Here is a 21,765-nt window from a genome sequence, read left to right as displayed (position 1 = left end):
AATGAAACAAACACTTTCTTATGCAACTAGTGTTATTTGTGGTTGATTTTTGATCTTGATCCCATAAAAAAAGGGAACTTTTCAGTTCCCTTCATAATTTGTGTGGTGTTTTGCGTGTTACAACTGCCAGCGTGCGAGTGGCTTCTCAGTTTTGATACCTTTACTGCCCCATCGGTCAATAACATCAATTTGCAGTATGCGATCCTGTGAAACTAATGAAGTTAACGTTTTTGACGGGCGTTTATCAGTGATCAGCCACAGAGTTTCATCTTCCTCAAATTGAGCTTTTAAAGATAGTTTCTCTGCCTCTGACCATTCCAATTCAGGTTTAAATTGGCGGTCAACAACAAACAATTGATTACCTGATGCGAAATCTTCTAACGATTCACCCAACAATACCACCGAATCGATCTCTTTTTCGAAAATAACGTCTTGTTGCTGATTGATCAGTTCACGCACATCTAGCATTAGAGCTTGTTGGTTCTTCTCTATCTGAGTTTGATACTGAGGATACACTTTTTGCAGATCCTCACCAACGATGGCAGCCATCCGAATCAAGTTCGTCGGGTTCATCCACGCAAATTTAGACGTTTCACCGTTTTCTAGTTTCAACGCTGCAACCCCTTGCGCCCTTGGCGAAATAGCCTGAGAAGCATCAATTTCAATCAAACGTACGTTACCCTGACGAGCGTAAACAAAGGTAGGATCTTGATGCCAAATAGCCCCCAACGTGATCGCCACCGTTGCATCCTGACCCGCTTTAATCACTTGCTGCTGACCTTTACTACCAAACCAGTTAACTAAACGCTCGATGCCATATCGCTTAGGTGGCAAGTAGCTGGTTTCAATCCCTGTGCCTTGCATCAACTGCTCTGACAGCATGTAAGTGACAGGAGTACTGGTGAGAATGTCTTTGGCAACAGTAAGTGGCGTATATGCGCTCGTTGCTATTAAGCCCAACCCGATGATTAGCTTTTTCGTGTTCATATTTAGATACCTGACTAAGCTTTACGTACGATGCGGTACATCGTTGCGATTAAGAAGAAAATGGCAGAAACGATAATGATCGAAGCGCCAGATGGCACCGGAAGTTCCAACTCCATCGGTAAAACCGTCCCCACCAAGCACGCGATGGTCGCGAGTAAGGATGACAGCAACACAAAGCTACCCATTCGCTTAGTGAGTAGACGTGCTGTAGCCCCTGGGATAAGTAGCAACGCGCCTACTAACACGGCACCAATGATCTTCACTGCCGCAATGGTGACAAGCGTGATCATCATAACGAACAGGTAATCATAGAAGCTGGTATTAAAGCCTCGAACACGAGCAATATCTGGGCTGATGCAAGTCAACAAAATGCGGTTAAATGTCGGGATCAGCAGTAATAAAATGATCAAGCAACTCACTGCCAAAATCGTAATATCTCTGTCTGTCACCGTGAGGATTGAGCCAAACAGAACGTTCTCTAACATGTGGATATTGATTTTTCGTGCCACATACATCAGCAAGGCAGCACCAACTGCCAAAGCCAGCGCAAGGAATACCCCGACGAGTGTATCGTATGGAACATTGGTTCGATTTCGCACGAAATGCAGCAATAAAGCGAAGATCATGCAGAAACTAAACAGTCCAATAAATGGATTTTCTGGTGGCTCGCCCAGCAGGACACCAATCGCAATACCAGTCAGAGCTGCGTGACCGACGGCTTCAGAAAAGAACGCCAAACGCTTAGCAATCACCAACGTGCCCAAGCCGCCCAACAAAGGCCCCAGAATTAACGCAGCGACAATCGCATTAACCATAAACGCATAAGCAAAACTGTCGCTTAACCAACCCGCTTCCACACCATGCAGAGCAAGCTCTCTTAACCAATCCATTACGCCGCCTCCACTTTTGCTGTGTAGTGCTTAAACAGCGACTCGATACGTTCTGGACTCAATACTTCTGAGTGGTGCCCTGACGCCACGATTTGACGATTCACGACATGGACCTGAGCATCCAAACGACGTACAGCCGTCACATCATGATGCACTGCGAGCACGGTTTTACCTTCAGCAACCACTTCATGAATCAGACCTTCTAAGTAACGAACCCCTTGCTCATCCATGCCAGTCGTTGGCTCATCAAGCACCAACAAACTTGGATCGTCTAAAAGGGCTTGAGCAAACAACACACGTTGTTGCTCACCACCTGATAATTGTCCCATACGACGGTCACAACGCGCAGCCATCCCCATACGCTCTAACTGAGCCAGTGCTTGTTGAGTTTGCTTAGACTTACGTCGCCAAAACAGCGGAACGCGTGTTTGATTCAGCAATACAAAGTCCATCACTGTCAGTGGCAGACTGGCTTCAAACATGGCCTTTTGAGGTACATAACCAATTTTACCTGCTTGTTGCGTCAGCTTTGGATCTGGCCAATGAACCGAGATATCACCCGTAAAAGGCGTTAGGCCCAAGACTGAACGCAACAGGGACGTCTTACCACCACCGTTAGGGCCCATAATGACGTGGCATTGTCCCGCCTCGAACTGGGTTTGAATACCTTGCAGAATGAGGTTGTCACCATATTTCAGGCCTACCCCGTTAAGAGAAATAGAAGGACCTGGCATCACGCTTTCTCCTGCGCGTGTTTGCTTGCGACGAACTTCATTGCTTCAATAAGCGTTGCGACGTTTTCACGCATTTCAACTTCAACCTTATTGGCTTCGTACTCGCCATGGGTCATATGAGAAAAACGGTAAAGCTGTACACCTGTCGCTTCTTCAATCGTATCGACAAAGCGGTTAGGCATATTGAGTTCGTAAAACAGCACGTCAATACCGGATTGACGAATCTTCTCGATGGTTTCTTGAAGTTGGCTAGCACTTGGCTCAACACCGTGTGCTGGTTCAATCACCGCTGCAACATCGACACCAAACTCTTGCAAGATATAACCGTAAGCATTGTGCGTGGTCGCAACCTTCATGCCTGCCGTATCTAACTGCCCAAGTGACAACATGGCATCACGCTTTAGAAGGCGAAACGCTTTTGCGTACTTTCGCGCATTTTTACGGTAAAAAGCGGCATTTTCTGGGTCAAGTCTGCTCAGTTCACTCGCAATGGTGTAAACCTTTTGAATCGTAGTCGATAGGCCAACAAATGTATGTGGATTCACCGCGCCTTTGCCGACTGATTGCCCCATTGCTGGTAACAGCGGTACTTCTTTGTTTGCTTCTATCACCACTAGGTCATCACGTTGAGCCGCTTGGATCACTTTTAGTGCAAAATCGTCATGGCCAATCCCATTCACGACAATCACATCCATTTGGTTCAAACGCTTAAGATCATTCGGTTGCGGCAAGTAATTATGAGGATTAAAGCCCGCATCGACCAAAGGAATGATCTCCGCTTTATCTCCGACCACCGCTTTGACATAGCTGTAGTATGGTTGAAGCGTAATACCAATATTGAGCTTATCTGCTGCAAAGCTCGATGAAGCTACTGCCAGCAATGCACTAGCCGTTATAATTCGACGTAGAAAAGATCGTTTCATCATAGTTTTTATCGTTAAAATTGAGCTTAATGGGAGTGAGCATTTGAAGACGTAGCAGGGACAAGAACTATTTGTTGCCAACCTTGCTTCTGGCGTTCGCTTATTTCCGCAAGAGATAAATCAGACGCCTTTGCTGTGGATTGAATAAACCAAATGTCAGCGTGTTCATTCCGACTATCGAGAAGCATGGAAGCCGCGCCTTTTTCATCTTGCCTTACACCGAGATAAATCCCTGCATCTAAGCGTTGCCAATGATGAGAGCCTTTACGCTGCCAGCTTTGGTCTTTAACAAATGGAGCAACCCAAAACTCTTCCAGCTCACTGATTTCTGGCCATTGACCTTCATCAATATGAAGATCACGGATTTCCTCATGAGCAAGTTTGAGCTCAGCAATCATGGCAAGTTCTTCTTGTTCAAGATCGGTAATCAATACTTGATGTGCGAGTGCTTCAGTGTGCTCTGATTCGGTTTGATGATAAGGCAGCAAAAGCGTTGATATAGCGAGAATGCCAGCAATGGTCAGAGCAACCCATTTGCCTTCACGGCTGCCATTATCTGGGCGAACTTTCTGCGTAATCATTTCTCTTTTAACTCAACCACATCCACTTCTACTGGGTTTTCATGACCAGCATCGAAGACAAGGTAGAAGTCCGTTTGAGGATGAGTAAATTCAGCAATCGAACGCTTGTCTGTGGTTACTTTGGCAATCAAGTTGTCATCGTAATCGTACATCTCAACATCGTAATCCACTGCAGTTGAACCATCAGAGTAGCCCGCTTCGCAGATCACTTTTTCTTGCTCTAGATGGCAACTCATCAATGGAAAATGCGCTGCTGCTTGAAAGGAAATAAAACCAGCAAAAATAGCTGAAACTTTAAGAATTGAAAGGTTTTTCATGGTGTATCCAAAATGGCTCAGTGTGTCACTGAGCCAAGCTTTGATTAGTTAAGTTGCGTTTCAAAAGTCAGATGAACATTCGCACTGGCTTTGTCTGCTAGTGGGTCATTTTTCAGCTCACCTTTGTAGTTGGCTTTCATCAGGTAACGGCCCGCCACTTCTGGCGTGAATGTAATTTTGCCGTCTTTATCACTCACTACGTCGATTTGCTCTTGATGGTTGCGGTAAAGCGTACCTTCACGAGTAATCTCTGCAGTCACACCTTGTTGAGGTTCCCCATTGAAGAAAAATTGGAAGATCACTTCTTCACCTTCAATGATGTCTGATGGGTGCGTAAGCGGCTTCATCTCAAGCAACTTACCTTCAATCTCAAGTGCTTTTTCTGTTGGCATGCCCACTGTTACGTAGCTTTCTGCGCGGGTGTAGCTTAGCTGAGTCACCACATCGCGTGCTTTTTCCGGAATAACGCTCGCACGGTCAGCTTTACTCGCTTTTGCCCATTTAACCGTGTCACGACGGCCTGCTTTATACTGGGTGTAATAGCTAGGTTGATTGTTGATCGCGACCTTGTGTGTGCCTTCCTCTTCGAAATAGAAGTCAAACATCGAGCGGCGTTTGCCACGCACAACAAAGTTAGGACGCTCAGAACGGCCATCGGGCATAATCACAAACGCTTGCTCACTGCCTGCTGGTTTATCAAAAACAAACGTCCCGTGAGATGCGGTTACATCGAACGACAGCCAATCACCGCCTTCTTTTGATACCGTGAAATGAGAAGGAAGAACCCAACGAGGGTGCGCTTGTGCCGTTGTCGCCGCGGCTAAACCCATCGCCATTACGCTTGCTAGTGCCACCGCTTTCATTTTGGTTTTCATTATTATTCCTTCTCTATCACTTAACTTGGTAATTGACGGTGATTACGCCCGTCTCTTCCGTTGGTTTGATTTGGTAGCGTGCTTCTTTGTCCGCTAACTGAATTTTTTGACGCAGGTAGTTGCGACCACCATGCTCACGCACCACTTCCACATGGAGCGTGTAATCACCTTGCTCAAGGCGCTGACCATCGTCGTTGGTACCATCCCAAACAAAGCGATATTGACCTGCCGGGCGAGTTGCTGATGTCACCGCATCAACCAGTTCACGATCGTAACGACCTACTTTGCGCCACCAGCTACGAAGATCTTTCAGCCATTCATCTTTACCGACCCAAAGCTGGATGGTTTTCACTGGTTTGCGTTTCTCATCCTCAATCCAAAGTGCCACATAAGGGCGTGCATACATTGAGGTATCAATTTTGGGTAACTCAAACTCAAAATCGACTTTTGCGCTGTCAGGTAAAGGCGCAGCCAATAGAGGCAAAGGAGCTAAAGCTGCAATCAAAGCCATTTTGCAAAAGGAGTGGTGACAAAAAGATCGGCCTTTTTTTAACATCGGGTTTTCTCTGAATAGGCCGCTATGGCACAGCAGCAAAATAAATAATAAGTGACAACACAGTGCCAAAAGACATCCACTGCATTGAGGTTCTAAAAGTCTTTTTCTTTGGAAGTAGCAGACACACACCAGTCAAAACAAAAAAGACCATCAGCAAGGCAGTGATATCAATAAACCACTTCCAAACATCTCCGCTATTGCGACCTTTATGTAGGTCGTTTAATAGTGCGACAATGCCGTAATTGGTGGTTTCAACCTCAGCTTCACCGGTCGTCATATCAACGAATACCGTCGCGTTGTAACCTGGGCCTTTGAAATCCAAAGAAAGCTCACCAATGAGCAGCTCACCGTCCTCAATCTCGGTATACACATCGAGTGCTGATGGTGTGCCTCGTAGGTCTGTTTCTTGTGTTAAGAAACTCAACAGGGCAGAACGATTGGGTTGGAAGCTTCCTTCATTCGCAAATAGTTGCTCGGAAGGAACTGTGAGTGTGTGTTGCTGAATGATGGGTTCACTGCGCTCAAACAATTCTGGGCGGTTCAACGTAATACCAGTTAACGCAAAAAACAGCGTCACCAATAAAAGAGCCATAGAAATATAAATGTGCAGACGGCGTGCCCAAGTCTGGACGCCTTTGCTTTTGAGCAACATAGAAAACAATCATCACCAGTAAATGAGGGAGTAATTTAGGTGATAATCATTCGTATTGGCATTTAATTTACATTGTTTACGTTTGGTCAAAAAGCATTGCTCCCGTCGATACTGACAGGAGCAAATAAGAGGGGGCGTTATCGAGCGAGAATGGGATAAGTAAAGAAAACCAAGTGACAGAAATTAAACACGAAGTGAGCAAGCGCAGCGCACCATAAACGGCCAGTAAAATGGAAGACCAAACCGTACCCAACCCCTGCAAGAGCGGCAAATACCATTAATAGTGGGCCACCAGCAAAATGAGCCAAGCCAAACAAAAGACTCGCTACTACCAAGCCTACTCGCCAATCAAAGCGGCGGGACAGCGACTGCTGTATAAATCCACGAAATAGTGCTTCTTCTGCCACACAAGTCAGCACTAAGTTATTCAAAGCAAATAACCACCACCAAGGTGGCAAACTCAGCTCCGGCTTTAATGCACCAAGCATAGCGGCAATAGGCAGCAGCGAAAGTAACGGAATCATCACCAGCAATGCAGGTTTTACTCTGCCTTTAGCCTCACTCCCCAGCAAAAAAGGATAAGCGAGAAAGAGAGCAAAAAGAGCCAGTGGCTTATCTAAATTCAGATACATCGAGAAAGGTACGCTCAGTGGGCCTGCCGTCACTTTGTTGAGAACTTGCAGATTATTGAAGCCCGGAATGAGGTGCACAAAGAGCATCACACACCAAATGATCACAACGCTCCAGCCCAAATAATAAACGAGCTTCATTTTTTGGTTCGACGCCAACATGGGCAATCGATACGCAACACCCAAAACCACCAAAGTACTTGTGAATGCGATCAACTCTATCCGACCGATAAACAGTGCACTCAGCAACGTGAGTCCAAGTAAAGCCAGAGCAACCGCCCTTTGCCGCAAAAATATCGCACCTATCGCGAGAATAAGTGGTAACCATAGCCAGATAGCAGAATCGAGAATCATAGTATTGTCCTTATAAGAAAAACTGACGTTCCAGTCTTAACGCTGGATGAAGGTAATATAACGTTATGATATTTAAAAAGAGATCGAACCAGACTCAATATTTACAAACAAAAAGACCCGAGAGTTACCCCGGGTCTTTCGAGCATTAACACATGGCCTGTTTGCAATTGAGCTTAGCTATTCTGGCTCGTTTTTGCTTTGCGTAGTTGAGACAAGTATTTCACCCAGCTCTCGGCTTGAGTTGATGGTTCAATCTCGTTTGCACGTTTGGCATTCGCTAGTGCATCTTCTAGGCGTTTCAGCTTGTAGTAAGCGCGAGTCTTAACTAATGCCACATCGGCTTTACGCCCAGAAACCTTATCCAAAACAACCAGCGCGTCTTTGTATTGACCTTCTTGAACAAGCAGTTGAGACAAATTCCAGTAGTATTGACGATCCAACTTTGCAGCCACTCGCCAACTTGCTATCGACTTATCCCACTCCTTAGCCATCTGCCAAAAAGTCGCTTGTTGAGCTTTCAGTTTGCTATCTGAGTTAATGTCATCGAGCTCGCCCAACACTTTCGCAGCTCGCTCTGGGATGCCGCGCTTGCCATAAAGCTGAGCAAGAAGTCTTAAGTCATCTTGGTTCAACGCGACGCCTTGTAATTTAGCAAGAGCGAGAGAATCCAGCGCACGCTTGTCATCATCAACACGTAAATACAGAGCAACAAGCTGACGCCACCATTCCACACGCTCAGGCTCAATCGCAATCAAGCGTTTGATCGTGCCAGTTGCAGGCCCCCACTTTTTCAGTTCAAGCTCTGCAGACAATTTGATTGACAACGGAGCCATCTCATCTGGCTGGCCCAATTTCTCGTATCGAGCCATAGCAGAAAGCACTTTGTTCCATTGACTTAACTGGTAATGAGACTGTGCGATACGTAACCAAATATCGTGTGCTTTTTGCGTTTTAGGTACTGCTTTACTCAAGTCGTAGTAATGAGGCAGAGCTTTAGAAAATTGCTGCTCGTTGAGCAACATATCCGCCAACATCTTACGTGTTTGCCAAGCTTGCTCGTCTTTCAAAAGACCGCTATTCACAGCGATCTCCAGTTGTTTGATGGCAGGCTTAACTTGCTCATTTTGCCAGTAGAAAATACCCAGCATACGAGCAACAAACGCTTGATCATACTCACGAGATAAGTCGAGACCTTCGAGCGTGGAGATGGCTTCTTGCAGCTTTTCTTCTTGCGCCAGGTTGTGAGCACGCTGAACACGAGTCGCCGTGTACTGACTCAGTTCATTCGCGACAGTGGTAAAAGCACTCAGGCTTAACACCGCTCCGATAAAGAATTGCTTCATCATTTGGGTAACTTGAACTCCACTCTTCTGGTTTGCCCAAAGCGCTCCACCGCGACACCGTTTTCGACTTTAGGTTGGTACTTCGACTTCTTCAATGCACGAATAGCGTCTTTCTCGAACACTCTCTTAGGTTTAGCATCAATCACTTCAACGTCTTTAGGTCGGCCTGTCGCATCAATGGTAAAGCGCATCACTACATAACCTTCCATTTTACGTTTTAGGGCTTTGCTTGGATAACGAGGCTCTGGGCTGTAAAGCATTATCGCCTGTTGGTTGCCCATGGTGCCTTTTAAGTTCGGCGCACTGATCGCGATACCATCCAGCGCAGTATTCAAACCCAATGCGCTGATTGGCGTTACTTGGCTCATTGGCTCTACTTGGGTTTCCGCTTGAGACAGATCCATCGGCTCTGGCGATTTTGGTGGTTCAGGCTGCTCAGGTACAGAGCGTTGACGACGTTGAACATCAGCATCATTCTCTACCATCACCATATCAAAGCGCACCGCCTCCGAAGGTTTAGGTGCACGTTGATTGCCCTTATCGACCATCCACGCCATAAAGCTAAACAAGCTCACCGCAATCAAAATTGACGCTGGTAGCGCGAGTAGTAGCCTGCCCATTAAGGTTTCTCCGCTGCCAACGCGATGTTCTTCACACCAGCACCTTTCGCCGCATCCATCACCTTCACAACCGTTCCGTTGTATGCATGTTCATCCGCTTGAATGACAAGTGATGCCTCTGGTTGCTCAAGTAACAAGTGCTCAATGGTCGCTTCTACACGTTCGATATCCACCAAACGTTTATCGATGTACACATCGTTCGCTGCTGTTACCGCAATAAAAATGCCTGCGTCTTTTTGGCTAACCACGTTCGATGCTTGTGGTCGGTTAACTTCTACACCTGACTCACGTACAAATGAACTGGTCACGATGAAGAAGATCAGCATGATGAACACGATATCCAGCATCGATGTTAGATCGATTTGCGCTTCATCTTGTTGATTATTTCTACGTCCGAGTCTCACTTCTGACTCCTTAAAGATTGTTCTAACTGGAGGGCTTTACGCTCACACACTTTGCTCAAACGCGCATGGACAAACATGCCTGCAAGTGCCGCAACCATACCTGCCATAGTTGGCAGTGTTGCAAGTGAAATGCCTGAAGCCATCAATTTTGGATTGCTGCTACCTTGTGTGGCCATCACATCAAAAACCGTAATCATACCTGTTACCGTTCCTAATAGACCTAGCATTGGACAAATGGCCACAAGAACTTTAATCGTTGATAGATTTTGACGCAGTTCAATGTGCGCTTTGGCAATCCATCCTTCGCGGATTTGATGCGCGTACCAAGAGTGATGATCAGCTCTTGCCGACCACTGCGCACAAAGCTGTTTCTTCACCTTTGGAAATTCCGTTGTTAGGTAAAGAACACGCTCCATAACCAGTAACCAGCACACCGCAACAACGACTGCCAACCACCATAGGATTTGGCCACCTTGCTGCATAAAACGCATCAAGGTTGAGGCCCAATCCTCACTGATCAAACCCAATGTGTTGAGTAGGATCTGCTCCATTACGCTGCGTTCTCCGCTACAGTATTCGGTGCTTTTTGACCTTTTGGCATATCACGCTCAGCTTGCTCTGCCACAAGGCCAATACCTTGCTTTTCAAGGATATTGCGAATGTTCTCTGCTTGAGAGCTCAATACGTTGTGAGCAAGAAGCAATGGCATTGCCGCAACGAGACCAAGTACAGTGGTAACAAGTGCCATTGAGATACCGCCAGCCATCACTTTCGGGTCACCGTTACCAAACTGAGTGATTACTTGGAAAGTTTCGATCATGCCTGTTACTGTGCCCAGCAGACCTAGCATCGGTGCCAGCGCCGCAAGCAGTTTCAGCATTGATAGACCCTTCTCAAGGTGAGTCTGCTCATCCACGACCGCTTCTAGTAGACGAAGCTCAAGCGCTTCTACACTGCGGTGCTTGTCTTTTTGGTAAACCGCTAAGATACGACCTAGTGGGTTATCTTCTGGTTGAGCTGGGTTCTTAAGCTGTTTGGCGATTTTCTGACGAGCAATCATTAGTGACACACCACGAACCAACGCAATGATCAAACCAATCGCTAACAAGCCAAGAATGATCTTACCAACCACACCACCTGCGTTCAGGCGATCAGCCATTGTTGGTGAGTTTGCTAGTTGCTCAAGCAGAATGCCACGAGACGGGTCAATCACTACAGCATCAATTTCACCAGCCTTTACGCTGCTTGCCGTTGGACCATTTTCTGGTTGGCGCAGGTAATTAACCGCATCACCGCGCTGACCATTCCACTTCACGTAACCTGCGTCGTCCAACAGTGCCATTGAGCCAAGACGAACACCATCAACCGTTTGCTCACGACCTTCACCATCGAGCAATGAAAATGATACGTTCGCCAGCTCACCGCTTGCTTTAACTTGCTCTTCCATACTGCGCCACATCGCTTCAAGCTGCAGCAACGTTGGTAGTGATTTAGCGGCAACGATATCATCGATATTTTGCTGGTATGAGTTTGCGTCTACACCGGTAACAGAATGCTTAAGTTCTGCTTCCAGCTCTTTTGCGTTTTGACGTACAACGCCAAACAACTCACCTAAGCTGCCAGTTTCAAGGCGTAGTTTTTCTTCTAGCTGAGCCAGTTCAGCTTCATTTTCACTGAATGTCACACCGAGGGTGTCAGCTTCTGCTTGCAGTGCCGCTCGCTCTGCCACAAGCTTGTTTTTCATTGCTTGCAGCTCTTGTTGGGTTTGCTTAAAGCCAGACTCACGAGCCACATTGTGTGACTGTTGTTGGTGGTTTTCTTGCTGTGCTTTCTGCAGCAAAGTATCGCTTGCAAATGCAGTGTGTGGTAGAAACGCAGCGCTAGAAATCAATGCGACTGATAGCCATTTCTTCATCATTTATTTGCCCTCCGCAACGTTTAGAGACACAGGCAAAGTAAGCATGCTCGGTGCTATCTGTTTGTTCGCCATAGCAAATGCGTTATCGAGTTCTGCTTTCTGTTCCGTTCCAACGGCTTGCCATGCTTTTTGTTGCTGAGACCAACTCCAGAAATGCTCACCAGACAGGCTACGCGCAATAAGTGACACACGGCCTAAGTAGAGAATATCGGCTTCAACTTGGTCGTTGCTGTCCAAAGCGATCTTACCTTGGTAAACGCCAATCTTAGTGCCGTAGTCCATTTCAATTTGGTACGCTTCTAGAATTCGACGGAATTTTTCAGCATCCGCAACGTCAGCTCGGGTCATCATGGCATCAAGTTTTTCAATGCGCTCTTCACGTTGTGCTTTGCGGATAGGTTTATCATTCGCCACAATCGTTTTAAGGCCATCAAGCATGTGATACATCAAAGGCACTACGCCTTGACGAGTCTGAGCAATCTGCTCAATCTGCTCGTTCAAACTTGCGACTTCGTCATTTTGGCTATCGACAAGATTTGACAGGTGATCGCGATAAATCTTCAAGTTGCTGACTTCTTCTTGCAGCTGCTCAATTTCAGCTTCTAGAGACAAAGATTTCTCTGCACTTGCATCAATGCGCTTTTGGCTCACTGCCGACGCTTGGTTGGTTTTACCCTGCACTGCTTGTGCATCGTTAAGATTTTCCGCCTGAACGGGAATCAAAACCGATGAGATCAACAGAGCGATACTTGATTTCATTAGATTCATACGAGTTATATTTCTGTTTTCCAAAAACGACTAAAGGGGAAGACCACTCTTCCCCTTTAAAAATCAGATTGTTATCAGTACTTGAACTGGATAGTGGCCATGTAGTTTCGGCCTTCGCCAATCACTACGCCGCTCGCTCCATCTTGCTTACTGTTAGTGCTACCGCCACCTGCTAGGTAATCAGTATCAAACAGGTTCTCAACATTGAATCGAGTTACGATATCCAAGTTCTCATCATACTTGTGTGTGTACGACACGCCCATATCAATACGTGCATACCCATCTTTCTTAAATGTGTTCGCCGCGTCACCGTAGCGCTCACCTTCATAAATCAAACCTAGGTTCACGTTGGTGTTGTTCTGAACTTTGTAGCTAGACCAAACACTTGCTGAAAACTCAGGAACGTCTGCCGGACGGTTGCCTTTGTAATCTGCGCTTTCAGTGATTTCAGCATCTAGGTACATTGCAGAAGCCGTTAGTGAAAGCTCCTCAGTTACAAAGCCCTGCGCTAGGATTTCTGCACCACGGTGCACTTGTTCACCATCTTGTGTCTTCTTGTACATCACATCGCCGCCAGCATTAACACCGTCTTCTACATCTAGCGCGATGTTTTCAAGGGTGATATCGAATAGCGCACCCGTAACGTATAGACGCTCATCAAATAGCTCCCACTTGGTACCCACTTCGTACGAGATACCGCGTTCTGCATCTAGCTCTTCACCATCGTTAGTGTAGTCCGTGCTATTTACTGTGCCTTGAGGCATAAAGCTCTCAGAGTATTGAACGTAAATCGAGCCGTTACTTGCTGGGTGGAAAATCACACCTAGCTTCGGTGAAACCTGACTTTCTGTCAGTTCATCACTGCGTTTCTCATCATAACGAACACCAGCAAGTACCTGCCAGTAATCGTTAATTGTCATCATGTTTTGCGCGTAAATACCCCAAGTGTCGTATTCGCTAGTCGGCCATTTTTTAGAGCTCGTTGGCTGAGGCTTCGCGACCGTTTCACCCGCAGGAACATACTCACCGTCATGGAAAGCCATAAAACGGTCGTAACTGTAGTCTAGGTAGTTTGCGCCGACTAAGAAGGTGTTGTCTGTACCAAACAAAGAGAAATCTGTCGTCACATCTACGTAAGCAGTATCAAATACCCAGTGGTCTGAACGCTCGTTACCCTTGTGCTTGATCGTACCGTCTTCTTCGTACATATCGAATTTCGGGTAAGATTCCACATCAAAGCGCTTAAAGTCTTGACGGTTATAGCCAGCTTTCACATTTACGCTATCTGTCACTTGTGCATTGATATCGATGCCGTAGTTTTCTACATCGTTGTCAATGTTTGACCATTGTGCATCCCAGATGTACTTGTCACCACGGACTGGTTTACCGTCCACAATGTAGGCACCTGAATCAACACTACCGTCATCTTTAGTACGGTCGTAGTGAGCCGACACCATAATATCTTCCGTGATGTCATATTCCACAACCAGACCACCTACTACGCGGTCAGTCTGTGGCTCAGTGCCATCACCGTATTCACGCCATGAGCCGTAGCTCTCTTTGGCAAGAATCGCACGCGCACGCAGCGTTTCTTCTTCATTCAGGGCACCACTCACATCTAATACTGTGCGTGAGTGATCATTTGAACCAATATCTTGGCTCAAGCTTGCTTGTGTTTCTGTTGTTGGCTTCTTCGAAACCATGTTCACAAGGCCACCCGGCTCAGACTTACCGTAAAGTAGGCCTGAAGGTCCTTTAAGAACTTCAACTCGCTCTAAAAGCTCAATTGGTTGACGGTAGTGAGACCAGTGCTGACGACCATCGCGTAGGAAGCCATCTGAGCTGCTTAGTTCAAAACCACGTAGTGAGAAGCGCTCACGGTTACGGCTTGTACCGCCCGCACTAACACTCGCGTCATTTTGTAGAACCTCACCTAGTGTACTTGCACGCTGCTCATCGATGACTGCTTCATCGATCACAGCAACCTGCCCCGGAGTTTCCAGCTGCGTCATTTCCATACGCATTGCTGTGCTGTTGGTATCCGCTTTGTAACCAAACTCACGGCCTTCTACTACTAGGTGTTCATCTGTTGTTTGAACTTCTGCCACTGCAGGCGCTGCTAACACCGCACCGATCACTAATGCCAATTGGCTCTTAGTAAACATATCCTTTCACTCCGACTATTTTCGGGTCGCACACTCTATGATGTGATTCCCTTGTATTTATTTCGGCAGTGAATATAAATGACAACTATTACCATTTGCATTAAATTTACATTCTTTGCATTCGTAAAGATTTGTAAAGAGGCCGTGTTCAATTTGATTCATGAACTAGATGCGAGTCACATTATTACTCGTGAGCGTGATTTCGCTTACTGCCGAAACAGCAAAGTAACGGCAAGTCCACCTTCAGGTCGATTTGATGCGACAGCCTTGCCCCCCATCATTCTCATCGACTCTTTGACTATCGCTAGCCCTAGACCATAGCCCCCTAACTTCTTGTCACGAGAGGCATCTAAGCGAGTGAATGGGTCGAATATATCTGACAACTTATTTTGTGGAATACCCGGACCGTTGTCAGAAATCGTTACCGCCAAGTAACTCTGTGTATCAGAAACTTTATTCGATAAGCGAACATCTATTTGAGCAGAGTCCCCTGCATACTTAATCGCATTACCAATCAGATTGTTTAAGCATCGCACCACTAGAGTATCATCACATTGAGCCTTAGCCCTTGTCGCGTCCGAAACAAATGAAAGGCTTTGGCGAGCTTTTAAATCTATCTTGCATCGTTCCACTTGAGGGCCCAGCAAGACCTCGAGATCACTGCGCTTTAGCTCTGTGTCGTAACGAGCATTCTCTAATCGGCTGAATTCCAGAATCTCACCAATCAAGTGGTTAAGTTCATTGGCTTCTTCTTCCATTCGATTCACTAAGCTCTGTTCACTGTCACCGACACGCTTTCGCAATAGATGCAGTACGAGATTTTGCCGAGCAAGAGGCGTACGCAATTCATGGGAAACATCACGAATTAACCGGCGCTGCTTCTCCGCCAATGAATGGATCTCTTTAGTCATGTGGTCAAAATCTCGTGCGAGTTCATTAAATTCTCGCGTATTCGATTTCAACTCGTCTACCACACTGACATTGAAGTCACCATTAGAAAGCTTCTTGCTCGCCTCTCTCAAGCGGTCCAAAGGCTGCTGTAGATTACGCGCCATCAGCAATGAGAACAGTGCCAATATCACTCCAGCAATCACAACCTTTAGAATAGAAAAATAAAGAATGAAATCATGTGCCGGGTGTAATTGGTGTGGCAATTGGATCATCAAGCTATTATTGCCAACCAAAGGGATGCTAAATATTGGGCGACTTACTCGGCCTTCTAGTTGCTCGTCCAAGCTTCTTTTGAATTTTAATTTGAACTCAAAGTGAGGGTGCATCATGCGGTGCGTCAACGGATGTTGGTTTTCGTCGAGCACGAATAGATAGAAGTGTTGTGCATTTGCCCAGTCAGCCAGTTCATCCATGTCGCCTTCCTCAATGAGGATATTTGCCTGATGAGCGAGCTCTAGCATTTCAACTTTTACACTTGCTGGCACTTTAAGCATGGCTTTCACCAAAGCTTGTTCAGCAACCGCTTGAACAGCCAAAATGCTAATGACAATAGCCGTCATATAACTAAAGAGCTGAAACGCAAGACTGTCTCTGCGCTTAGCGATGTAGGATGGGCAAACGAACTTCATTAACTCGTTACCGCTTCAAGGTAGCTGTAGCCTTTCCCACGAAACGTTTTTATATGCTGTTTGGACAAGCCAGCTTCCACTAATTTTCGACGAATATTGCTGATGTGCATATCTAGATTGCGATCAAAAGGGCTGAGCTCTTTCTTCAAAACTTGGGTCTGTAGTTCAGCTTTAGAGATGACAACACCTTGGTTTTTCACCAAGTAGCAAAGTAGTTCCGCTTCCGTGCCAGTCAGAGGCAAGCTGTTCAACTGGCTGCTGATACTTTGAACCGTATTACACATCGCTTGCCTCTGGCGCTCTAACCCTACGCGGCGAAGAATTGCTTTTATACGCATCATCAGCTCTGCAACGTTAAATGGCTTACCGATGTACTGGTCAGCTCCCGCTTGATAACCATCTAACATTGAGTTCTCATCATTTAGCGCGGTGAGCATCAGAATCGGAGTGGCAAAGCGTTGACAAATACGACGAGCAACTTGCATACCATTTAGGTTTGGCAGCATCACATCAAGAAGAACCAAGTCAACTGGTGTTTTTTCCATATACTGCAACGCACTTTCACCGCAATGCACAGAAGAAACGGTATAACCCTCTTCTTGCAATACTGCCTCTAACAATTCACACAACGGAACGTCGTCATCTACGATCAAAACTCGAGACATGTTCAATTACCACTCAAATAAAAATGGTTCGCATTCTATTACTCATTTACATATTAAACAACCATAGTTTTTGTGGTTTTTATTTCGAAAAACGGCACAAAAAAAGCCCACTTTTCAGTGAGCTAATTCAAGTTTTGTTCGTTATATATAATATCTGCTAAATCAGCACTTTAGACCTGTCACTTTAGCGACATCTTCAACGATACCGCGCAAGTTGCTACCAATGGAATGCAAGGTTTCCAATTCTTCTTCAGAAAATGGATGAGTAAGCACTGACTCCGCTCCTTTTTTGCCAACGATTGTAGGTAAACTGATCACGACACCTTCAACGCCATATTGCCCCGACATCATGGTACCGACAGGGAGAACTGAGCGCTCATTAATTTTGATAGCCTGAATGATGCGGAATACACTTGCTGCGATACCATGAACCGTATTTTGCTTACGACGGAAAATCTCATATCCTGCCTGTTTTACCGCTTCAAGCAGTTCGTCGGCATCAATACGCTCTATATTATTAGCATCACAGTAGAAATCTGCTGGTTGGCCCGCGATGGAAATCAAACTCTTAGGCGTGAAACAGTTACTGCCGTGCTCTCCAAGAACATAACCAAAGATGTTCTTAGGATCTAAATCGACACGATTTGCCACAATACTCATCAAGCGAGCAGTATCAATCACACAACCACTGCTGATCACTTTGTTGTTCTCAAAGCCAGTATTGGTAGCGATAAAGTGGGCCACTATGTCGCACGGGTTAGAGACAACGATAAGCGTAGCATTTGGTGCAACTCGCTCAACTTTACGAGCGATCTCAACACCAATTTTGGCATTGATTTCAGCAATATCGATACGAGTCTGGCCTTGCTTGATCTGCGCACCAGCAGTAATGACGACAATATCCGCTCCTAAAAGATCAAGGTAATCGTCAGTAGGAATGATATGAGTGTTCTTTGAGAAGGTTAGTGCTGCGGTATGTCGAAAATCGAATACCTCACCTTCGGCACGTTCTAAGTTTTGATCTAGTAGAACCAATTCACTCACGCTGCCCATAGTCAGCAGGTAATTACATACCCCGACACCGACAGCTCCAGCACCAATAACACCGATTTTCATTCTTCTCTCCCTGATAATAAAACGAAGCTCTCACTTTGTGTCCACCTTAAAAATAGGGGGCATGAGAGCGCAAAAACCCTATTGCGTAATTTGACTCAGAACACCGGCCCAAACCAGTATTTCTCTGCTTGATGACGTTTGAATGATGAAAAATTCGTCTTTACATATGCATCAATAGGCGCTGTTTTAGATTACCTCATACATTTGCGCTCTATTCTCAGAAAGAAAAAAGAGTACAATTCTGTGCAGTTTCTTATTGAGAATAGACGTATATGACAACGCTATTGATTGGCCACCGAGGTGTGGCAGGTAAGTTCCCCGAAAATACAAAAGTCAGCGTTCAAGCTGCGATCGATTTAGGGCTAAATTGGGTTGAAGTCGACGTACAACCGACCAAAGACAATGTACTGGTAGTTTGCCATGATCATACCGTGAACCGTTGTAGCAACGGTAAAGGTCGAATTGACCAAATGACATTATCTGAGCTCAAAGCACTAGATTTTGGTCGTTGGTTCAGCGATGAATTCGCCAATGAATCCATCATGACATTATCTGAACTCCTAGAGCTTGCTGCAGAAAATGACCTAAACCTTAACATCGAGGTTAAAGTAGATCATCACTCTGCCAATGACGTTGCTCAAATGGTGGCTCAAACTCTTCTAGACGGTCCTTTACCTAAAGAACGCATCCTTTTATCAAGCTTTAGTCACGACGTCATTAGAGCACTACACAAGCATTGTGAAAGTTATCGACTAGGTGTGCTGAGTGAATTCTTTACTCGAAAAGACCGATTGTTGCTCGAAGAAGTTGATGCCTACAGCTGTAACCTCAATATTAACTGGGTTCACTCGCGCCAAATCAATAAGCTACAACAAGCAGGCTATAAGGTGATGTGTTACACAGTGAACAATCCCAACAAACTAAAACATCTGCCAATCTTGGATGGCATCTTTAGTGACCATCCAAGTCGTTTTATGTCGTAGCTCAGATGTCCATATTAGGAGATCCATTACCATTCAATAGTAATTGGAGTTCCCATTTTGACTAACTTGATAAATTCGTCCATTTCTTCGTTGGTAATGGCAATGCAACCGTTAGTCCAATCGAAGCTTTGAATAAATTGAGGTGATTGAGTCTCACCATTTTTAAGACCATGAATTTTGATCTCGCCGCCAGGGGACACACCTCTTCGATGCGCTTCCAAACGGTCAATCGCGTCAGGGTAACTAATATGCACAGAGCGATAAAAAGCAGAATCGTTGATCACGTAATCTAACGTGTAATCACCTTCTGGCGTTCTATTGTCACCCTCTTCTTGCTTGTGCCCTTTTGGATTAGCACCCAATGCGATGCGATACTCTTTAACGACCTCGCCATTCTCCATCAGGTACATCCTACGCTTCGACTTATCAACTTTTACCAAGTCGACCGCTGCGTGAGCACCAGACACAAACGTACAACACAAGATCAAAGACAACCATTTTACTGACATCGCCAGAACGCCTAACTCATCCAATTAAGGGGAACACAAAAAAGAGCAACCATGCTAGTCAGATGGTCACACTAAAGCAAACTTAATGTGTGCAAATTTAACTACTCATTACACTAAAATTGGCTTAATTTATAAGGAGATTACTTTACAAATTCAGCACAAATAGAGAGGGTATTATGCTCAACATTGCTTTTTTCAGTGCAAAATCCTATGACGAAGCGTCTTTTAACAAAATCAAAAATCATCGTGACTTCGAATTCCATTTCCATGATTTTCGATTGACCTCTAAGACTGCCAGAATGGCACAGGGCTGCGAAGTGGTGTGCGCATTTGTAAATGACGATTTATCAGCTCCAGTGCTTAAACAGCTTTCTCTCGGTGGCACTAAGCTGATCGCCATGCGTTGTGCAGGCTTTGATAAGGTAGATTTAAAAGCAGCAAAAGAGTTCGGGCTGCAAGTGGTGCGCGTCCCTGCTTATTCGCCAGAGGCGGTCGCAGAGCACACCGTCGGGATGATGATGTGTTTAAACAGACGCCTACATAAAGCATACCAACGTACTCGTGATGCTAACTTCAACCTAGAAGGTCTAGTCGGCTTTAACTTTTATGGCAAGACTGTTGGTGTCGTAGGGACAGGTAAGATAGGTATCGCCACCATGCGCATCTTTAAAGGGCTGGGGATGGAAGTCTTATGTTACGACCCATATGAAAACCCTCTTGCGTTGGAGATGGGCGCGCGTTACTGCTCTCTTGAAGAGATCTATGCGAACGCAGATGTCATCTCGTTACATTGTCCAATGAGTGAAGAAAACTACCACCTGTTGAATGAGAACGCATTCTCGCAAATGAAAGACGGTGTAATGATCATCAACACTAGCCGCGGCGAACTGCTTGATTCAGTTGCGGCGATTGAGGCGCTAAAACAAGGCAAAATTGGAGCTTTGGGCTTAGATGTATACGACAATGAAAAAGACCTGTTCTTCCAAGACAAATCCAATGATGTGATTGTCGATGACGTGTTCCGCCGCTTGTCTGCATGTCACAACGTACTATTCACTGGACACCAAGCGTTCTTGACTCATGAAGCCCTCAACAACATCGCGTCTGTGACTCTAAGTAACGTAGAAGCCTTCTTTACAAGCACTCCTTCAGATAATGAGCTGATCAACTAAATCGGTAGATCGAGCAGTATAGTAGAGCGTAGAATTTCAGCTATGCTATACTCCTCGACCATTAAAAATTTGAGCCCAATTACCATGAGCATAAAAACTGATATTCAAAAGCTGCACAACCGTTTAGATAATTGCCAACGTAAATTGGATGCGGCGCGCTCTCGTGGTGATCATGAAATGATTACTAAGTTCACGAATGAAGTTGACGACCTAACGAAGAAACTTAACCAACTTAAGCACAAGCAAACATACGAACTGAACAAAGAGCGTAAGAGCCTGCTTGATATGCCATTTTCTCGTGAAATCACAAAAGCTGAGCAAGCAGACATTGGTAAGCTTAAGAAGCGTGTTCGTGGTCTAGTTATCGTTCACCCATTAACAAAAGTGGGTAAAGAATTGCGCCTAGATGTAATGACAGGTTTTGCTCCGAAAGAGTTCTAATCACTCTTTTTAAACAACAGATATTAAAAAGCCCAAGCTGCTTAGCTTGGGCTTTTTTGTGCCCAAAATTCATAAAGTTAAGCTTAGAAAAATCACCATTATAGATATTGAGTGACACTGCAACCTGTTCGTTTTCAAATTCTCGTAATGGCAAAGCTTTAGCTAATTTCCAAATACTAAAAACGACAAAAGCCCCGCTATTTCTAGCGAGACTTCTTAATCGTTCTGAGACCGAGGGCTCGACTGACTAGGGGTTTGATGCAAATCCCGTCTCATTATCAAACGTCAGAAATGACGAAAGCCCGTTGATTTCTCAACGGGCTTTCTGTGTAGTGGCGGAGAGATAGGGATTTGAACCCTAGATACGCTATTAACGTATGCCGGTTTTCAAGACCGGTGCTTTCAACCACTCAGCCATCTCTCCACAAATTGTTACTAAAATTTAGTCTTACTTAAATAATGCTGAATTTCAGTTTTGCCTTTAGATTTATCTAAAAGCGATATTAAAGCCTGGCGATGTCCTACTCTCACATGGGGAAGCCCCACACTACCATCGGCGCTAATTCGTTTCACTTCTGAGTTC

The 21,765-nt window shown here is 45.4% G+C and carries 24 protein-coding genes, 1 tRNA gene and 1 rRNA gene; 3 read left to right on the top strand and 23 right to left on the bottom strand.

Annotation, left to right across the window (positions count from 1 at the left end; all coding sequences use genetic code 11):
- Positions 1–117: 117 nt before the first annotated feature.
- The 20 genes from QTO06_RS11385 to QTO06_RS11290 form a co-directional block, all read right to left on the bottom strand.
- Positions 118–987, bottom strand: coding sequence for an ABC transporter substrate-binding protein (locus tag QTO06_RS11385; protein WP_331408134.1), 870 nt, complete (start codon positions 985–987; stop codon positions 118–120).
- A gap of 14 nt (positions 988–1,001) precedes the next feature.
- The gene (locus QTO06_RS11380; RefSeq protein WP_050909150.1) at positions 1,002–1,877 is read right to left on the bottom strand and encodes a metal ABC transporter permease; all 876 of its coding nucleotides are present in this window, start codon (positions 1,875–1,877) and stop codon (positions 1,002–1,004) included.
- Positions 1,877–2,611 carry a metal ABC transporter ATP-binding protein gene (locus tag QTO06_RS11375; protein WP_331408130.1) on the bottom strand — a complete coding sequence of 245 codons (735 nt, stop codon included), beginning with the start codon at positions 2,609–2,611 and terminating at the stop codon, positions 1,877–1,879. The genes QTO06_RS11380 and QTO06_RS11375 overlap by 1 nt, the downstream gene beginning before the upstream one ends.
- On the bottom strand, positions 2,611–3,537 hold the full coding sequence (locus QTO06_RS11370; protein ID WP_331408128.1) for a metal ABC transporter solute-binding protein, Zn/Mn family: 927 nt from the start codon (positions 3,535–3,537) through the stop codon (positions 2,611–2,613). Before QTO06_RS11370 ends, QTO06_RS11375 begins: the two co-directional genes overlap by 1 nt.
- A 23-nt stretch (positions 3,538–3,560) precedes the next feature.
- Positions 3,561–4,115, bottom strand: coding sequence for a DUF6162 family protein (locus QTO06_RS11365; protein WP_331408126.1), 555 nt, complete (start codon positions 4,113–4,115; stop codon positions 3,561–3,563).
- A complete protein-coding gene (locus tag QTO06_RS11360) occupies positions 4,112–4,432 on the bottom strand; it encodes a hypothetical protein (RefSeq protein WP_005432620.1) in 321 nt (106 codons plus the stop codon). The genes QTO06_RS11365 and QTO06_RS11360 overlap by 4 nt, the downstream gene beginning before the upstream one ends.
- Before the next feature lie 44 nt (positions 4,433–4,476).
- Positions 4,477–5,307, bottom strand: coding sequence for a DUF4198 domain-containing protein (locus tag QTO06_RS11355; RefSeq protein WP_045375067.1), 831 nt, complete (start codon positions 5,305–5,307; stop codon positions 4,477–4,479).
- Positions 5,308–5,323: 16 nt separating this feature from the next.
- Positions 5,324–5,863 (bottom strand): DUF2271 domain-containing protein, encoded by a 540-nt coding sequence (locus QTO06_RS11350; protein ID WP_086370325.1) that lies wholly within the window; start codon positions 5,861–5,863, stop codon positions 5,324–5,326.
- A gap of 22 nt (positions 5,864–5,885) precedes the next feature.
- Positions 5,886–6,515: a PepSY-associated TM helix domain-containing protein gene (locus QTO06_RS11345; RefSeq protein WP_331408122.1), complete on the bottom strand. Its 630-nt coding sequence runs from the start codon at positions 6,513–6,515 to the stop codon at positions 5,886–5,888.
- Between the two features lie 137 nt (positions 6,516–6,652).
- Complete coding sequence (locus QTO06_RS11340) at positions 6,653–7,498, bottom strand: CPBP family intramembrane glutamic endopeptidase (RefSeq protein ID WP_331408120.1); 846 nt, start codon at positions 7,496–7,498, stop codon at positions 6,653–6,655.
- Between the two features lie 173 nt (positions 7,499–7,671).
- Complete coding sequence (locus QTO06_RS11335; protein ID WP_045396788.1) at positions 7,672–8,844, bottom strand: tetratricopeptide repeat protein; 1,173 nt, start codon at positions 8,842–8,844, stop codon at positions 7,672–7,674.
- Positions 8,841–9,461: an energy transducer TonB gene (locus QTO06_RS11330; protein WP_331408117.1), complete on the bottom strand. Its 621-nt coding sequence runs from the start codon at positions 9,459–9,461 to the stop codon at positions 8,841–8,843. Before QTO06_RS11330 ends, QTO06_RS11335 begins: the two co-directional genes overlap by 4 nt.
- Positions 9,461–9,865, bottom strand: a complete 405-nt coding sequence (locus QTO06_RS11325; RefSeq protein ID WP_005438299.1) for an ExbD/TolR family protein — start codon at positions 9,863–9,865, stop codon at positions 9,461–9,463. The genes QTO06_RS11330 and QTO06_RS11325 overlap by 1 nt, the downstream gene beginning before the upstream one ends.
- Positions 9,862–10,416: a MotA/TolQ/ExbB proton channel family protein gene (locus QTO06_RS11320; protein ID WP_077263464.1), complete on the bottom strand. Its 555-nt coding sequence runs from the start codon at positions 10,414–10,416 to the stop codon at positions 9,862–9,864. Before QTO06_RS11320 ends, QTO06_RS11325 begins: the two co-directional genes overlap by 4 nt.
- Entirely contained in the window at positions 10,416–11,783 is a 1,368-nt protein-coding gene (locus tag QTO06_RS11315; RefSeq protein ID WP_331408113.1) for a MotA/TolQ/ExbB proton channel family protein, read from the bottom strand. Before QTO06_RS11315 ends, QTO06_RS11320 begins: the two co-directional genes overlap by 1 nt.
- Positions 11,784–12,551 (bottom strand): DUF3450 domain-containing protein, encoded by a 768-nt coding sequence (locus QTO06_RS11310; RefSeq protein WP_043883510.1) that lies wholly within the window; start codon positions 12,549–12,551, stop codon positions 11,784–11,786. It lies immediately after the preceding gene.
- A gap of 74 nt (positions 12,552–12,625) precedes the next feature.
- Entirely contained in the window at positions 12,626–14,716 is a 2,091-nt protein-coding gene (locus tag QTO06_RS11305; RefSeq protein WP_005432640.1) for a TonB-dependent siderophore receptor, read from the bottom strand.
- A gap of 206 nt (positions 14,717–14,922) precedes the next feature.
- Positions 14,923–16,296, bottom strand: coding sequence for a sensor histidine kinase (locus QTO06_RS11300; protein ID WP_079401971.1), 1,374 nt, complete (start codon positions 16,294–16,296; stop codon positions 14,923–14,925).
- Positions 16,296–16,961, bottom strand: a complete 666-nt coding sequence (locus QTO06_RS11295) for a response regulator transcription factor (RefSeq protein WP_331408107.1) — start codon at positions 16,959–16,961, stop codon at positions 16,296–16,298. Before QTO06_RS11295 ends, QTO06_RS11300 begins: the two co-directional genes overlap by 1 nt.
- A gap of 162 nt (positions 16,962–17,123) precedes the next feature.
- On the bottom strand, positions 17,124–18,077 hold the full coding sequence (locus QTO06_RS11290) for a lactate/malate family dehydrogenase (protein ID WP_331408105.1): 954 nt from the start codon (positions 18,075–18,077) through the stop codon (positions 17,124–17,126).
- Between the two features lie 272 nt (positions 18,078–18,349).
- On the opposite strand from QTO06_RS11290, the gene QTO06_RS11285 reads away from it, so the two are divergent.
- Positions 18,350–19,060, top strand: coding sequence for a glycerophosphodiester phosphodiesterase family protein (locus QTO06_RS11285; RefSeq protein ID WP_331408103.1), 711 nt, complete (start codon positions 18,350–18,352; stop codon positions 19,058–19,060).
- 26 nt (positions 19,061–19,086) lie between these two features.
- Here the strand turns inward: QTO06_RS11285 and QTO06_RS11280 are convergent, their stop codons facing one another.
- Complete coding sequence (locus QTO06_RS11280) at positions 19,087–19,569, bottom strand: L,D-transpeptidase family protein (protein ID WP_020196825.1); 483 nt, start codon at positions 19,567–19,569, stop codon at positions 19,087–19,089.
- Between the two features lie 176 nt (positions 19,570–19,745).
- Here QTO06_RS11280 and QTO06_RS11275 point away from each other — a divergent pair, with 176 nt between their 5' ends.
- A complete protein-coding gene (locus QTO06_RS11275; protein WP_331408101.1) occupies positions 19,746–20,741 on the top strand; it encodes a 2-hydroxyacid dehydrogenase in 996 nt (331 codons plus the stop codon).
- Positions 20,742–20,825: 84 nt separating this feature from the next.
- Entirely contained in the window at positions 20,826–21,182 is a 357-nt protein-coding gene (locus QTO06_RS11270) for a YibL family ribosome-associated protein (protein ID WP_005438317.1), read from the top strand.
- A 333-nt stretch (positions 21,183–21,515) separates the two neighbouring features.
- Here QTO06_RS11270 and QTO06_RS11265 read toward each other — a convergent pair.
- Positions 21,516–21,606 (bottom strand) — tRNA-Ser (locus QTO06_RS11265).
- Positions 21,607–21,690: 84 nt separating this feature from the next.
- A 5S ribosomal RNA gene (gene rrf / locus QTO06_RS25540) occupies positions 21,691–21,765 on the bottom strand; the annotation flags it as partial.

The sequence above is a fragment of the Vibrio sp. M260121 genome, from assembly GCF_036533715.1.
In the GTDB taxonomy this organism is placed as follows: Bacteria; Pseudomonadota; Gammaproteobacteria; order Enterobacterales; family Vibrionaceae; genus Vibrio.
This window is presented reverse-complemented; position numbering and strand designations above follow the sequence as displayed.